Source organism: Bacillus sp. CBEL-1, from assembly GCF_004348885.1.
Lineage (GTDB): Bacteria > Bacillota > Bacilli > Bacillales > Bacillaceae_H > Priestia > Priestia aryabhattai_A.
Map to the genome: position 1 here is coordinate 14,972 of NZ_SBIM01000010.1, position 15,464 is coordinate 30,435.

Below are 15,464 nucleotides of genomic sequence, written 5' to 3' on the forward strand. Positions count from 1 at the left end.
TTTGTTATTAATAAGTTTCCTGTAAAATTTCTTCCGCTGAGCTCATAAACTCTTTAATTTCGGCAGCGGTTGGCATCGCGTCAGAGCAGCTATGACGTGAGATAACAATCGAAGCCGATGCACTTCCAAACCTCATGGCTTCTTTTACATTCATCCCAGTCATCAGGCCATAAATAAAAGCTGATGCATATGAATCGCCAGCACCAAAGGTTTTCAGCACCTTTGTTTTAAAAATGCCGCCGCGATAGGAGTTGCCATCTTTCGTATAGGCGATTGATCCTTCACCACCGTGCTTGATAATCACGATTTTGGCATTATAAGAAAACCATCTATTTGCCGTTACCTCATCACTAGAAGCTTCTAAGTTTAATAGCTTTTCCATCATGTCAAATTCTTCACGTGTACCGATAATCACATCGCATTTCTCTGCGGCCAAGTTATAGTAAGTTGACGTTTCTTCTTCTGAAGCCCACGTATACGGACGATAATCTATATCAAAAAACACTACTACTTCATGTTTTCGTGCATATTCTAACGCTAAGAAAACGGCTTCACGAGATGGACTTTGTGCGAGTGCTGTACCAGAAATTAAAAGTGCTTTTGATTGCTTGATGTATGCTTCTGATACGTTGTGGACATCAAGCTTTAAATCTGCAACATTATCACGATACATCAATATACTACAATCCGTCGGGCTTTTAATTTCGGTAAAAGCTAATCCTGTTACCGCTCCTGTACGATCAATTGCAACATGATTCGTATCGATATTGTTCTCTGTGAGATAGGATGTAATAAAACGCCCCATTTGATCATCAGAAACTTTACCGATGAATCCTGTGTTCAAACCAAGGCGAGATACGCCAATTGCAATGTTCGCTGGAGAACCTCCAACATATTTCGTAAACGTCTTTGTTTCTTCCATCGGACGCTGTGTTTCATTAGCATTTAAATCGATACACAATCGTCCAAGGGCAACAAAATCAAGGGGACGGTCTTGCTTAAACTGTAGTTTGTTCATTATCTATCCTCCTGCTTTTTATCAATTAGGTTAAGCGCTTAATCATTTTGCATGATAAAACGTAATTCATCCATTTGTTACGTATGATTCTTCTAGACGTACAGGTCTTCCTGATAACAGTGATTCTTTTGCTGCTTTCGCAATTCGTTCTGCTTGAAACCCATCATTTCCACTGCAAGTTACAGGTTGATCTGTTAAGCACGCTGTCGCGAATTCTTTTACTTCTTCAACATAGGCTTGCGTATAGCGCTCTAAGAAAAAGTATAATGGTTTTTCTTTTACCACGTGTTCACTTGTTGATACCTGAACCGTTGTCGGAATGCAGTTATCAGCTGTCGCTACCCCTTTATTTCCAAAAACTTCGAGTCGTTGATCATAGCCATATACTGCTTGTCGACTGTTATCAATGACACCAAGCGCTCCGTTTTCAAACTTTAGCGTTACAATCGCTGTGTCAATATCCCCTGCTTCTCCGATTGCCGGATCTACTAGTACCGTTCCATGAGCGGAAACCTCAACGACTTCGCTATCCATTATGTAGCGAGCCATATCAAAATCATGAATCATCATATCCATAAATAAGCCGCCAGATGCTCTCACATAATCTATGCTTGGAGGCTGTGGATCACGAGACGTTATCTTTAAGACGTGAGGCTGCCCAATTTCATTTGTTTTTACAAGCTCTCGTACCTTTTTAAAGTTTGGATCAAAGCGGCGATTAAACCCTACTTGAAGCTTCACTCCAGCTGCTTCTACTGCTTTTAACGCATCGTGTGTTTCTTCAACAGAGAAGCTAACCGGCTTTTCACAAAAAATATGTTTTTTTGCTTGAGCAGCTTCTTTAATAATAGCTGCGTGTGTATTGGTTGGTGAACAAATAAACACTGCATCAATTTCACCATCATTTAATAAATCCTGATAGTTCGTTGTTAAGACGTCAATTTCATTTGTTTTAGCCCAATCATGCAGGTGATCTACCACCACATCTGAAACCGCTTTAATTTTAATTTGTGGAATTAGCTTTAAGTTATCAACATGAAGCTTTCCAATTCTTCCTGCTCCTATTATCCCCACCGTTAAAATATGAGTCATTGTTTTATATCCTCCCATCCATACTGTTAACTCTAGTACGCATTGCTCAATTTAAAATTAAGTTAAGCGCTTTCTTAAATTCTATTATACATACATTCTAGTGAATCTCAATATTTTTTTAATTTTTAAATAACTTAATTTCTGAGAAAAACTAAATTATCTTTTTCTAACCTTATTATATAAACATTCAATTGTCCTTTATCAAAGTTAAAATGAATTTTAAAGAGTCCAAAAACCCCATAAATTTAATTGACTTTTCAGAAATGTAACCGTATACTTCTTTTTATGAATAGAGTTAAGCGCTTTCCTTTCTTAAAAACTTTGAAAGTGGTGGATGGACAAATGAATATGCTTGAAACGAAGAACTCATGGATTGACAGAATGGGCATTCCTTCTAATCTATTTTGGGGCTACATAGGTATCGTTATATTCATGATTGGAGATGGCCTTGAGCACGGATGGCTATCACCTTATCTAGTAGAACGTGGTTTATCAATGGAACAAGCTGGTTTTTTATTTTCCCTTTATGGTATTACTGTTGCCATTAGCGCATGGTTTTCAGGTGTCCTTGTTCAAATGTGGGGCCCGAGAAAGACAATGATTATTGGCGTTATTTCATTTATTATTGGTTCTATTGTTTTTATTGGCATAGCTATTCCAAGCTTGAACTATCCTTTAATTCTCTTATCTTATGGACTTCGCGGGTTAGGCTATCCACTTTTTGCTTATTCATTTTTAGTTTGGGTTTCTTATAACACGCCTCAGCAATCATTAGCTAGAGCTGTTGGCTGGTTTTGGTTTGTCTTTGAGCTTGGTCTTAGCGTTATCGGCGCTTTATACTCTAGCATAATGGTAAGCCGAATTGGAGAAGTTGCGACGCTATGGACTGCTTTAGTGTTCGTTGCGATTGGTGCTATTTTATCTATCGTCATTAACAAAGATCGATTTAACGGTAAAATTGTAAGCGATAACAAAACAAAAGAACTTCTAAAAGGTTTAACTATTATGGCTGAGAAGCCGAAAGTAGCGATTGGTGGCGTAGTAAAGATTATTAATTCCGCTGCAAAATTTGGCTTTGTGGTCTTTTTACCAACGTATATGGTTGGTTTTAACTTTACGATTACAGAATGGCTCCAAATATGGGGCACATTATTTTTTGTCAATATTGTCTTTAACCTCATCTTTGGTGTTATTGGCGATAAGTTCGGCTGGGTTAACACCGTAACGTGGTTCGGTGGCGTTGGATGCGGACTAGCTACACTTGCACTTTACTATACGCCCCAAATTTTTGGCCATAATTACTGGGCATTGATGCTAGTTGCCTGCTTCTATGGAGCGGCTTTAGCTGGGTACGTGCCGCTAACTGCTCTTGTCCCATCTCTTGCTCCTGATAATAAAGGAGCTGCAATGTCCGTATTGAACTTAGGGTCTGGTCTAGCTGCATTTGTTGGCCCAGCTATTGTGGCATTATTTATCGGTCCTGTCGGTGTCGGTGGCTTAATGTGGATCTTTGCCATCCTTTACTTTGTTGGCGCTTTCCTAACAAGATTTTTAGCATTACCTGAGCAAACCACGAGTTATCAACCTGCAGATCAACACCAAAGGCTGTCCGTATAACTCCATAAAAGGTGTAGAGAACGCCTCACATAATGTGAGGCGTCTTATTGTTACTTTGTGCTAGAGTAAGATTTAACATAAACCAGCTCACCCGTTTCAAATGATTCTTTACACGCATATCCCAATAGCGAAGCCTGCACGCCATCTTTAGCAGTGATAGTTGGCTTGTTCCCCGTTTGAATACAATGAATAAATTCTTCAACCTCTGACAAATATGCCTGTGCGAATCGTTCATTAAAATTGGATACGCACTCCTTCAAAGCACCTGCGTCGTTAAAAATGGTTACCGCGTTCTTTTCAGGAACAGTTCCAATTCGCAGACTTCCTTTTGTACCGATAATTTCTGTTTCAATATGATACCCGTGACGGCTATTTCTTCCTGCTGCAAAAAGACCCATCGTACCATTTGAAAACTTTACAAGAGCCGCTCCTGTTTCTGCATCATTTAACTCTGTGAATGCTGGAACTGAATATGCTCCTCCAATTGCCCACACCTGCTCGGCTTCAGCTCCAAGATACCATCTGGCAAGGTCAAAATCATGCACAGCCATGTCTAAGAATATACCGCCGCTATAGTTTTTTTGGGCAAATTTCAAAAATGATTCCAAGCCTTCCGTAGGATCGAACCCGTAGCAACGAACCATCACAGGTTCACCTATTGCCCCTTGTTCAATTTGTTTTTTGGCATATGCATATGAATCATCATACCTTCTCATGAAGCCCAGCATAAATACTTTGTCTTGGTGGCGATTAATAATTGTCTCAATCTTTTCCACCTCTTCTAAGTAAAGCCCTAATGGCTTTTCACTGAACACATGATACCCCGCTTCTAATGCTTGCTGAATTTGATCACAGTGGAAATTAGAAGGTGAAGCAATAAAAATGGCATCGAGCTCACTGTTCTGTAACATTTCTTCATAGGATGTATACGTATATGGAATATTCCACTTATCACTTAGTTCGGCTAACTGCTCCGTATTTAAGCCGCAAATTGCTTTTAATTCACAGTTTGGAATGCGAAAAGCTAAATTCTCAGCATGCTGAATTCCAAGCCTGCCTAACCCTACAATTCCTACCTTTACTTTGTTCACAGAATCTCTCCCCTTTTACTCCAATATGTTTTTAACAGACCCCCGCTCGATAAGTTCAGGAGTTAGCATAACCCTTTGTTTAATGGACTCACTTCCGTTAATAGTCTTTAAGAGCTGCGCAAACGTGTATTCAGCCATTTGCGTAATCGGTTGCTCAATGGTTGTTAATCCCGGATCAGCCATTTCAGCATAGATTGTATTGTCAAATCCAATAACCGACAAATCCCCAGGGATAGCTAATCCCTGTTTTCGAGCCTCATTCATAACCGCTACGGCAATTAAGTCCGTACAGGCAAAGACAGCGGTAGGTTTTTTAGGGCCTGATAAAAGTTCACGCGCTGCTCTTTTGGCATCCTCAATAACTGAACGACAGCTAATTACATCACTATCTTCTAAAAGAACCTGCTCTTCGTTTAATGCCTGTGTAAACCCATTTAAACGTGCTTTACTACTGCTACGATCTTGTTCCATAATAATTGCTATTTGACGGTGCCCTTTACTTGTTAAGTGATTTCCTGCTAAATAACCACCTCTTACATCATCTGTGGTCACAACATGAGTGGAAACTGACGGATGATCTACAGAAAACAGAACAAGTGGCAACTCCCTGCTTACAATTTTGTTTACTAACTTAAAATTATTTAGCTCAGTAGCAACCACAATGCCATCTACTTGCTTTTTTAACAAGAGCTCTACATATTCGTTTTCACGTTCTGGCTGATTATCCGTACTACAAAGAAACAATGTATATCCTGCAGATCGCGCACTATTTTCAAAAGCACGCGCTACCTCTGCAAAAAAGGGATTTGAAATATCTGGTACTAACACACCAATTGTATACGTTTTCTTTCCAGTCAAAGCTGCAGCTACGCTACTTGGTTGATAATCGAGCTCTTCCATGACCTTGTGAACTTTTTTTCTCGTCTTCTCACCGATACGACCTGTTTCGTTAATAACTTTTGATACAGTGGCGATAGAAACTCCAGCTTTTTTCGCTACATCATAAATTGTTGTTTTCATTCTAGTTCTTCTCCTCTTAATCTTCTCTTTTAATTATCTTATCATGAATGAGTTATTCATATCCTTTACAAGGCGCTTTCTACATGGATTCTTAACACGCCCGATTAAGAGTTTCTATCGCACATTAAGAGCTTAACACTGCTATTACTTTGAAATACTCTGTAAGAACTCTAGCTTTTCCTGAGCGTTTTCTTGTGTGATGATATCAATTCCACTATCAATGCGTTTTTCAATTTTTTCACCCTTAATCGTTTTTAACGCATTTTCTACACCTTGATATCCCATGTCGTATGGACTTTGCGCAATCGTACCAGCCATCTTACCAGCAATAATTGATTCAACAGCTTCAACCGTTCCATCCGTACCAATTACAGGAATATCTCCTTTGCCTTCAAGAGCACGTAAAGCGCCAAGTGCCATATCATCATTTGCAGAAAATACACCTTTTACATCTTTATTTTTTTGCATAATATTTTCCATAACCGACATCGCTTTCGTTTTATCACTATCAGCTGGCTGTTCAGCTACAATCTTCATACCTGCCTTTTCAAGTTCTTCTTTCGCTCCTTTAATACGAGCATCCATTGCTGAATTCCCAAGTGCTCCTGCAATTAAAGCAACGCTATCTCCTTTTTCTAGCATGGATGCAAGAAGTTTTCCGCCTTCTTGACCAGCCGTATAGTTATCTGTACCAATAAATGCCGTTTTTTCCTCAAAATCAGCATCTGTATCAATTAACAGTACTGGTAAATTACCTTGAGTTGCTTGCTTTAAGACAGGTACAACCGTTGAAGGCTGAGATGGTGATACTACAATTGCTCCCGGCATTTGATTGATAGAATCCTCAATCATATTTACCTGTTCAATAACTTGCGATTCAGAAGCTGGTCCAACTATATTTACATCCACACCTAGATCTTTTCCGGCTTCTTTTGCTCCTGCTTCAACGTACTTCCAATAAGGACTACTTAGCGTTTTTAACACGACCGTTACGCTTTCTTCTCCTCCTCCAGATGCTTTATCACCACTGCACCCTGCCGCAACTAGTAACCCAGCTGCCATTGTTAACATCCCTAACTTTCTGAATCCTTTTTTCATCATCATTTCCCCCTTTAGAATAGATAACCAAAATGTAAACGCTTAATTTTCATGAGCCTTTTTTACTTTTTCTCTGTCTAAGTACGTCTACATATACTGCTGCGATAATGACGACTCCAATAACCGCCATTTGAAAATCAGCTGAAACATTGAGTAAATTCAGTCCATTTCTTAATACGGCAATGATCATGGCTCCAATTAGCGTTCCCCATACAGTACCTACCCCTCCAAAGAAGCTTGCTCCTCCGATAATAACGGCTGCAATTGCATCTAATTCGTAAGATAAACCAGCGAGCGGGAACGCAGAATTGACGCGTCCAACCATAACAAGTCCAGCCAGCGCTGCCATAAAGCCGCTGATTGTATAAACTATAATGAGAACGCGATCTACATTAATTCCTGATAAGTGGGCTGCTTCTTTATTGCCCCCAATTGCATAAATATATCGGCCTGTTTGTGTTCTTGTTAAAAAGATGTGGAAGATAACGTACATCACAATGACAAGTAAAAAACTGATTGGAATCGGCCCAACAAACTCTCCACCTAAAAATTGAATCATGTAAGGAAAGCCTGCAATAGGAGCTGCAGCAGTAATAATTAACGCAATACCACGAGCAATATTCATCGTGCCAAGCGTTGAGATAAATGGATGAGGCAAGCGAAGTTTTGTAAGTAAAATTCCATTTAACCATCCAAAGAATATACCAACTAATAAACAAACAAGAATACCTAGAATTGGATTCAATCCCATAGTAACAGAGACAATACCCATGACCATAATTGAAACAGCTAGTATTGATCCAACAGATAAATCAATGCCTGCTGTTAAAATAGGTAAAAGCATTCCAAGTGCTAATAGAGCATTAATAGAGGACTGACGAGCGATATTCATAATATTATTTACAGTAAGGAATTTGTCAGATAGCATTGTAAGAATAACGCTTAATATAACAAGACCAATTAAGGCACCAAACTTACCTAAGTAGTGCTTAAGTGACTTCTTTTCGTTATGCATTGGCTTTTTTTGAATAATAACTTCACTCATTACGTTCAGCCTCCTGTCGCTGCTTTCATGATTATTTCTTGATTTGCTTCTTGAATCTCTAAATCAGCCGTAAATTTACCTTCATTCATTACAAGTACACGATCACACATTCCAAGAATTTCTGGTAAATCAGATGAAATCATAAGAACAATTGCACCCTTTTCTACAAGCTCATTCATTAAACGATATACCTCGACTTTGGCACCTACATCAATCCCTCGAGTCGGTTCATCAAAAATGAAAACCTTTGCTTGCGTGCAAAGCCATTTGGCAATAACGACTTTCTGCTGATTGCCACCGCTTAGCTTACGAGCATGAAGCTCAATATTATCAGGACGTACTCGAAGTTCTTTAATATAGTTGTCTGCTGTTTTCTTAATGGTGTTTAAATTGATAAGATTGTTTTTTTGCTTGAACATTTTTGTATTAGCTAAGGAGATGTTAAAATCTAGAGGTTGATCCAGCAGTAACCCTTCATTCTTTCGATCTTCGGTAATGAATGCAATGCCTGCATTGATGGCGTCTTTAGGTGATTTAATATGAACTTCTTTCTTATCGATATATACGCTTCCGCTTTCTTTTTGGTCAGCGCCAAAGATTGCTCTAGCCAACTCTGTTCTTCCTGCTCCAACCAATCCGGAAATGCCGACAATCTCACCGTATCTCAGGGTAAAGTTAAGCTTTTCTTTAAAACCTTTGACATGAAAATCTTTGATACGAAAACCTTCACCTCCAAGTACAAATGATTGCTTTGGATATTTTTCATCTAGAGTTCTTCCAACCATAAGCTCAATCCACTTATCCGTTGTTGTTGTGCGAACTGGTAGCGTATCAATTTGAAAACCATCTCGTAAAATAGTAATTCGGTCTCCCATTCGCTTAATTTCATCCAGCCTATGAGAAATAAAAACAATTGCAATACCTTTTTTCGTAAGGCCTTCTACTGTTGAATATAACTGTTCAACTTCTGTAGAACTTAGGCTGGCAGTTGGCTCATCCATAATGATTAACTTCGCATCCAAGGTAAGCGCTTTAGCAATTTCTACTAATTGTTGCTGACCAATCCCTAATTCACTGAGCTGCTTATCTGCAAGATCTGGGCTTTGTCCTAGCATGGTCAAGTAGCGCTTTGCTTCTTCTCTCATTTGTTTATGATTTAAAAGAGAAGCCTTTCCACGTTGCTTTAATTCCCTGCCAAGGAAGATATTTTCATAGACTTTCAGCTGTGGAATAACGTTAAGCTCTTGATAAATTGTTGCGATTCCAAGCTTCATAGAATCTACCGGATTGTTAATCTGCACAAGCTTTCCTTCCCAATAAATCTCTCCGTCATCCTTTTCGTAAGCCCCTGTTAAAATTTTAATGAGAGTTGATTTTCCAGCTCCGTTTTCTCCTAACAGAACGTGTACTTCTCCAGCTTTAACATTTAAATCAATGCCTTTTAGAACATGGTTATTGGAAAAACTCTTTTTAATTCCTTTCATTATAAGCAACGCTTGATTGTCACCTATCATGTAAAGACCCCTTTCATCTCCTAATTAAAGAAAGCGCTTTCCTAATTGATTTGAATTATAAATAGTTTTATGGAGATTAGCAACAACTTTTTTCAGAAAATTTTCTCTTTTTATAATTATAGGCATGCTTTCTTCTAAGCAAATCTATATTCTAAGATATTAATTATCTCTCCCATATTCTCCAAGTAGTTATGTATTAAAAACTTTCTCTTGCGTATCTATTGAAAACAAAAAAGACTATTCATTGTATGAAATAATAGTTTGTGAAAAAAAAGATATAAAAAAGCCACATGAAATTTTTTCATGTGGCTCTTCCTCACACAACCGTTAACGCCAGCGAAGGATTGCTTGGATACAGAACTTGAGATAAAATCTTGTACCCTTTTTCTTGCTCAAATACCGTACGTGCTTCTTGTTCTGATTCAAACTCAAACATTCTCATTTCATTTCGACTAGAATAGATGGTCACAACCCACATCCTTCGAACCCCTCCGTTTTCATGAAATTATTGTTCTCTATGAACAGCTTTGATAGTTACCGCTTACGCTAACTGGTGCGCAACTTGGTAGTTATGCTTTGTATATACGTACCCCTCTAAAATCATCCTTGCTGTACGCATCACCTTAATGCCTTGCATTTGTCCGGCAATGAAATCTACTTTTGTTTCCATGATACCTGCAGGATGAGCCAAGCGAATGACAGGGCTATGAATATCAACGAGTTTTGAAACAATTGTTCCCTCCAGAAATGCTGAAGCTGTTGTACAAATCGCACCGGTTATAGCTAATGCTTGATGTGGTTTTTGCATAGACATCATACGAATAGCCACATCCATTTCTTCACTTTTCCGTTCCCTTCCTGAGCTGTCCTTATAATTTCTCGGAGGAGCAATAATTGTCATTTTAGGAACAGCTGGTGATTTTATTGTTGCCTCTTCTTTCTTAGCGAATCCGCAAATTTCAGCTGCTTGTGAGCGGATTTCTTCTAAATAATAAAGAGTGTCTTCCGAATATTCAGCAGGTAACTCATAGCCTGTAAGGCCGATATCTTCTGCTTTTACAAATACAAGAGGGTTAGCTACATCGACAATTGATGCTGGTATAAGTCCCTTGGATGTTTTAATCATATCAATAGCATTTCCGGTTGGAAAAAGCTTTCCTGTTACGGCTCCTTCAGCTTGGGTAAATGAAAGATAAATAGGTGAGCCAGTACCTGGAACACCAGGGATTTCATAGGTTCCTTCCGTCTTCACTTGTCCATCTTCTACTTCCACTTCGGCTTTAATAATTTTTTGTGTATTGGTATTAAGTATCGTTACGGTAGTGATTGGTTCTTTTGGTGTCACAAATCCTTGTGCAATTGCATATGGTCCAACAGCTGATGAGATGTTCCCACAGTTTCCTTTAAAATCAACGAGTTGATGATCGACACTAATTTGAGCAAACGTATACTCTACATCTACTCCTTCAATTTCTGATTGCTTAATAATTGCCGCTTTACTAGTTAACGAGTTTGCTCCACCTAATCCATCAATCTGCCTTTGATCAGGACTTCCCATAATATCTAGTAAAAAATCTTTCCAAAGTGCTTGATCACTTGGCATATGGTCCATGTTTAGAAAGATTCCTTTGCTTGTGCCTCCACGCATAATCGTTACAGGAATTCTCATTCATCACACCTTCTTTTATATTCTAATTATTCTTAATTTTCCTATCTCTTTCTTCAAAAATATAGTATGATAAATCTGTTCATAAGTACAATAGATAATTTATTTCAAAAATAAGAAAAAAAACTTATAACTTAGTTTGGGGTGTCAACTATGGATGAAAAAGATTGGATTGCTTTAAAAATACTATTTGAGGAGCGAAATATTAGCCGAGCTTCTGAACGATTATATATTTCTCAGCCAGCTTTAACCTATCGCTTGAAGAATTTAGAGAAAGACTTTGGAACAAGTTTGTTTTTTAAAACGAAAAAAGGAATTGAATTCACATCTGAAGGTATTTACCTTGCTGAGTATGCACAGGATATGCTGGCTGAGCTTCAAAAAACAAAAGATTATATGCTAAATATGAAACAAGAAGTGCGTGGAACGCTACGCTTAGGTGTCTCTAGCAACTTTGCACAATATCGCCTGCCAAAGTTACTGAAGAAGTTTTCGCTTCAATATCCTCACGTTCAATTTAACGTCAATACCGGCTGGAGCACAGATATTATGAACCTTCTTGATACATCTGCTGTTCAGCTTGGTATTTTAAGAGGAAACTATGATTGGTACGGCGTAAAGTCTCTACTAACAAAGGAACGGTTATGTCTAATTTCAAAAACAGAGTTAACGATTGACGAATTGCCCAGCCGCCCATTTATCAACTATAAAACTGACAGCTCATTAAAAAACTTAATTAATGACTGGTGGCATGATCAGTTTGCTGAGCCTCCTCGTGTGACGATGGAAACAGACCGTCAAGAGACGTGCAAAGAAATGGTAAAGAATGATTTGGGTTTTTCTATTTTACCTGAAATTTGTTTACAACCTTCAGATAATCTTTTTGTCTATGGACTCTCTTATAAAAACGATGAGCCCGTGCTACGAAATACGTGGCTTATGTATCACCAAGATGTTTTAAACCTATCAACTGTTAAGCACTTCATCGACTTTTTAAATAGAGAAACTGCGAACATTTCACCATTTAACTTATAACTTCTGCGTGAGGTTATAAGTTTTTTTTTTGACTTTTTGATAAAAATATATATTTCACTTATCTCCTACCGTGTAATATTCTTAAAACATAGAATTTTTAAACGACTAACAACCACGCAAATTCTTACTGTTTCACAACTCTTATTTGAAAGCGGTTTCTATTAAAAAAAGAGGAGGGGATTACGATTCTTACATTCTTAGGAATCTCAATGGTTATTGTTTTTACGTACTTAATTATGACAAAAAAGTTATCACCTATTAACGCGCTCACAATTGTTCCAATTGTATTCGCCATTATAGGTGGATTTGGATCTAAACTTGGGGAAATGATGCTAGAAGGTTTAAAAGTAGTTGCACCTTCAGCCGCTCTACTGCTGTTTGCTATTTTATTTTTTGGTATTTTAATAGATGCAGGCTTGTTTGATCCGCTTATTAAAAAGATGCTGCAAATTGTAAAAGGAGATCCTGTTAAAATTGCGATTGGAACAGCTATTTTAGCTTCTACTGTTGCGTTAGATGGAGACGGGACAACAACGCATATGATTACCATTTCAGCTATGCTACCACTTTATTTACGCTTGGGGATGAATCCGCTAATTCTTGCTATTATTTCACTTCTATCTTTAAGCATTATGAGCGGTATGACACCTTGGGGAGGCCCTGCTACTCGCGCAATTGCTTCACTTGGATTAGATGCTAACGAATTCTTTATCCCATTGCTTCCAACAATGCTTGGTGGTTTATTAACCGTCATTGGTGTTGCTTACGCTCTCGGTAGAAAAGAACGACAGCGTCTGGGAGTTATTGATATTGAATATAAGAAAAATCATGCGGGGGAACTGCCTGAATTAGCAGCTGCTTATGAAGTAGCTCAAACAGAAAGTTTAAAACGCCCCAAATTAATTTGGATCAACTTATTGTTAACGATTGTCGTAATGGTTGTGCTTATTATGGGCGTTATGCCTGTACCTGTTCTCTTCTTAATTGGATTTGTCCTAGCATCCATGATTAACTATCCAAACATCGAACAACAAAAAGAACGCCTACTGGCTCATTCGGGAAATGCGCTTACCGTTGTGACGCTTGTGTTTGCTGCAGGAATTTTCACTGGCATTTTCTCAGGTACCAAAATGGTAGACGCAATCGCTAACTCACTCGTTGCGATTATCCCAGATTCTTTAGGCTCTTTCTTTCCAGTCGTCGTTGCGTTAACAAGCATGCCGTTTACTTTCGTGCTTTCAAACGACGCTTATTACTTTGGCGTGTTACCAATTTTAGCTGAAGCCGGTGCGGCTTATGGCGTAGACCCTGTTGAAATTGCAAGAGCTTCTATTCTTGGGCAGCCTGTTCACTTTTTAAGTCCATTAGTTGCTTCTACACTGCTTCTTGTTGGAATGGTAAAAACGGATATTGGAGAACTGCAGCGCTACGGATTTAAATGGGCCATTATTTGTTCATTATCCATTACCATTATCGCAATTCTAACAGGTGCCATTACCGTTTTATAACGATAAAAGAGCTGTGAAACGAAGTTCACAGCTCTTTTTTATGTTGAGGTATTGTCTTAATTACATCGACAATTGTTTTTGCGATGGTCATAACCGTAAACAATCTCGTGTCATTTAGAAACTGCGTAGCAGGAAATGGATCCACGTAATTGACCATTCCTTTTATATGATAGTCGCCAATTTCAGGGAGCACTTTTGCTAGCGCTTGCCCTGGCACTAGCGGCCCTTCTTTTATTATTACGTCACCCACTTGGCTTTGTTCCCCAAGGCACGCATCGATGCTAATAATGAAAGGCTTTATGAATCGCTTATTCACGTCTTTAATCATCTCTTTTAAATTAAAAGCATGAACCGGTTGCTCTAGCGTACCATATACTTCAAAAGGTATGTCTCTTTCTACTAGCATAGTCCCTACCAACGGACCCAAAGAATCTCCTACGTAGCGATCGGACCCAATACAAAGAAAGACAATATCCCGGTTCTCACGCTGCGCTTTTTGAATAATGCCTAGCAGCTGTGCCGAAGCATATTCCACTTCTCTTTCTTTTTGGCTGCTTTTTGCTTTTACAATCCAAGCCGTTGTTGCAGATTCTTTCTTTTCCTCTTCCGTTCGCTTGAAAAAACTGCCCATCTCCCTCGCCTCACTTTTGTCAGTCCTCTTTCTATTTATTATAGCAAGATTTTGTTACCTCAACAGCTACCGAGCTACTTTTCCCTATTATTCATAAGGAGTGACACTCATCAACCCAATAACTAGTAAGAAGAGAAGAAGCAAAATAAGTGCTAAAGAATCAATGATGATGGGCAAACGAGCGGTCTTTTTAGCAAAAAAATACGAGATGCCATAAAATAAAAATGGAAGATTAGTGGATAGATAAACGACCATCGTACATCCTAACAGAAATAGTAAACCTATTATGTACCCACACCACTTAATACAGTTCACGTTCCTCAACGAATACCCCCAAAGCTCAACGATTCCCTAAGCTGGTGGTTCTTTAAAAACGTATCGATTGCTGCAGGACGATCTAGTAAATAGCCCTGTACTACCTTAATATCTAATGTAAGCGCGATTGCCAAGTCCTTTTCACATTCGATTCCTTCTAAAATGAGAGTAGTGTTTCCTTCATTATATTGCGATAAGCACTTCACCATTTCTTGCTTTTCTTTTGAATGTGCTAACCCTTTTGAAAAATAGCCATCTAGCTTAATAATGTCTGGACGATGCTCCACAACGTGTTGAAGACTTCCCATCCCTGTACCTACATCATCTATAGCAATTTGAAATCCACATTGACGTAAATAGCTCAGCCCTTCTTTAAACAATGGAGATGACCAAATATTGTGCTCAAACGTACTTTCATTTAGTTCGAATACCACGCGCTTGAAGCTGTTTGGATACATAACTAACAAATGCTGAATAAAAAAGTGAAACTGTTTATCTATTACGGTAGATGGAAAAAGATTCACAAATAGCTTTTTACCTTGTAAAATTTCAAATGGAAAACAATCAATTGCTCCTTCAATCGCCATCATGTCAAGTTCCGCCAACTTTTCATCTTCATGTGCTTGTAAAAATAAATCGATAATAGGTGCATGAGAAGATTGTAGTCTTAACAGTGCTTCAAACCCAACTTTACTCCATTTATTCACACAATAAATCGGCTGATAAACAAACGTAAATTCCTCTTTGTCAAACTGTTTTGAAAAATAAGCTTCCATATTGCTCCCTTATTCCTTTCCATAATCATTGCATTTCG

At 38.4% G+C, this 15,464-nt stretch carries 15 protein-coding genes; 3 read left to right on the forward strand and 12 right to left on the reverse strand.

What is annotated here, in order from left to right; genetic code table 11:
* Window positions 1-7: 7 nt before the first annotated feature.
* Together iolC and iolG are read right to left on the reverse strand one after the other, a co-directional pair.
* Window positions 8-1,018: a 5-dehydro-2-deoxygluconokinase gene (gene iolC, locus EPL02_RS07715; protein WP_094912412.1), complete on the reverse strand. Its 1,011-nt coding sequence runs from the start codon at window positions 1,016-1,018 to the stop codon at window positions 8-10.
* 66 nt (window positions 1,019-1,084) lie between these two features.
* On the reverse strand, window positions 1,085-2,110 hold the full coding sequence (gene iolG / locus EPL02_RS07720) for an inositol 2-dehydrogenase (RefSeq protein ID WP_094912410.1): 1,026 nt from the start codon (window positions 2,108-2,110) through the stop codon (window positions 1,085-1,087).
* Between the two features lie 342 nt (window positions 2,111-2,452).
* On the opposite strand from iolG, the gene EPL02_RS07725 reads away from it, so the two are divergent.
* A complete protein-coding gene (locus tag EPL02_RS07725) occupies window positions 2,453-3,727 on the forward strand; it encodes an MFS transporter (RefSeq protein ID WP_131887401.1) in 1,275 nt (424 codons plus the stop codon).
* A gap of 50 nt (window positions 3,728-3,777) precedes the next feature.
* Here EPL02_RS07725 and EPL02_RS07730 read toward each other — a convergent pair whose 3' ends face one another.
* From EPL02_RS07730 to EPL02_RS07755, 7 genes are all read right to left on the reverse strand, one after another.
* Entirely contained in the window at window positions 3,778-4,818 is a 1,041-nt protein-coding gene (locus EPL02_RS07730) for a Gfo/Idh/MocA family oxidoreductase (protein ID WP_131887402.1), read from the reverse strand.
* Window positions 4,819-4,833: 15 nt separating this feature from the next.
* Window positions 4,834-5,838 carry a LacI family DNA-binding transcriptional regulator gene (locus tag EPL02_RS07735; protein ID WP_131887403.1) on the reverse strand — a complete coding sequence of 335 codons (1,005 nt, stop codon included), beginning with the start codon at window positions 5,836-5,838 and terminating at the stop codon, window positions 4,834-4,836.
* 144 nt (window positions 5,839-5,982) lie between these two features.
* Window positions 5,983-6,936: a sugar ABC transporter substrate-binding protein gene (locus EPL02_RS07740; RefSeq protein WP_094912404.1), complete on the reverse strand. Its 954-nt coding sequence runs from the start codon at window positions 6,934-6,936 to the stop codon at window positions 5,983-5,985.
* A 49-nt stretch (window positions 6,937-6,985) separates the two neighbouring features.
* A complete protein-coding gene (locus EPL02_RS07745; protein WP_094912403.1) occupies window positions 6,986-7,981 on the reverse strand; it encodes an ABC transporter permease in 996 nt (331 codons plus the stop codon).
* A gap of 5 nt (window positions 7,982-7,986) precedes the next feature.
* The gene (locus EPL02_RS07750) at window positions 7,987-9,495 is read right to left on the reverse strand and encodes a sugar ABC transporter ATP-binding protein (RefSeq protein WP_094912402.1); all 1,509 of its coding nucleotides are present in this window, start codon (window positions 9,493-9,495) and stop codon (window positions 7,987-7,989) included.
* A 316-nt stretch (window positions 9,496-9,811) separates the two neighbouring features.
* Window positions 9,812-9,973, reverse strand: coding sequence for a hypothetical protein (locus EPL02_RS20830; protein WP_165932530.1), 162 nt, complete (start codon window positions 9,971-9,973; stop codon window positions 9,812-9,814).
* A gap of 63 nt (window positions 9,974-10,036) precedes the next feature.
* Window positions 10,037-11,164 (reverse strand): 2-methylaconitate cis-trans isomerase PrpF family protein, encoded by a 1,128-nt coding sequence (locus tag EPL02_RS07755; protein WP_094912401.1) that lies wholly within the window; start codon window positions 11,162-11,164, stop codon window positions 10,037-10,039.
* A gap of 150 nt (window positions 11,165-11,314) precedes the next feature.
* Here EPL02_RS07755 and EPL02_RS07760 point away from each other — a divergent pair, with 150 nt between their 5' ends.
* Together EPL02_RS07760 and EPL02_RS07765 are read left to right on the forward strand one after the other, a co-directional pair.
* Entirely contained in the window at window positions 11,315-12,196 is an 882-nt protein-coding gene (locus EPL02_RS07760; RefSeq protein WP_131887404.1) for a LysR family transcriptional regulator, read from the forward strand.
* A gap of 185 nt (window positions 12,197-12,381) precedes the next feature.
* The gene (locus EPL02_RS07765; protein ID WP_094912398.1) at window positions 12,382-13,704 is read left to right on the forward strand and encodes a CitMHS family transporter; all 1,323 of its coding nucleotides are present in this window, start codon (window positions 12,382-12,384) and stop codon (window positions 13,702-13,704) included.
* A 25-nt stretch (window positions 13,705-13,729) separates the two neighbouring features.
* On the opposite strand, the gene yyaC is transcribed toward EPL02_RS07765, so the two are convergent.
* The 3 genes from yyaC to EPL02_RS07780 all read right to left on the reverse strand — a co-directional run bounded on the left by yyaC (window position 13,730) and on the right by EPL02_RS07780 (window position 15,426).
* Window positions 13,730-14,335: a spore protease YyaC gene (gene yyaC / locus EPL02_RS07770; protein WP_094912396.1), complete on the reverse strand. Its 606-nt coding sequence runs from the start codon at window positions 14,333-14,335 to the stop codon at window positions 13,730-13,732.
* Window positions 14,336-14,422: 87 nt separating this feature from the next.
* The gene (locus tag EPL02_RS07775; protein WP_131887405.1) at window positions 14,423-14,659 is read right to left on the reverse strand and encodes a hypothetical protein; all 237 of its coding nucleotides are present in this window, start codon (window positions 14,657-14,659) and stop codon (window positions 14,423-14,425) included.
* Window positions 14,656-15,426, reverse strand: a complete 771-nt coding sequence (locus EPL02_RS07780; protein WP_131887406.1) for an EAL domain-containing protein — start codon at window positions 15,424-15,426, stop codon at window positions 14,656-14,658. The genes EPL02_RS07775 and EPL02_RS07780 overlap by 4 nt, the downstream gene beginning before the upstream one ends.
* Window positions 15,427-15,464: the final 38 nt, after the last annotated feature.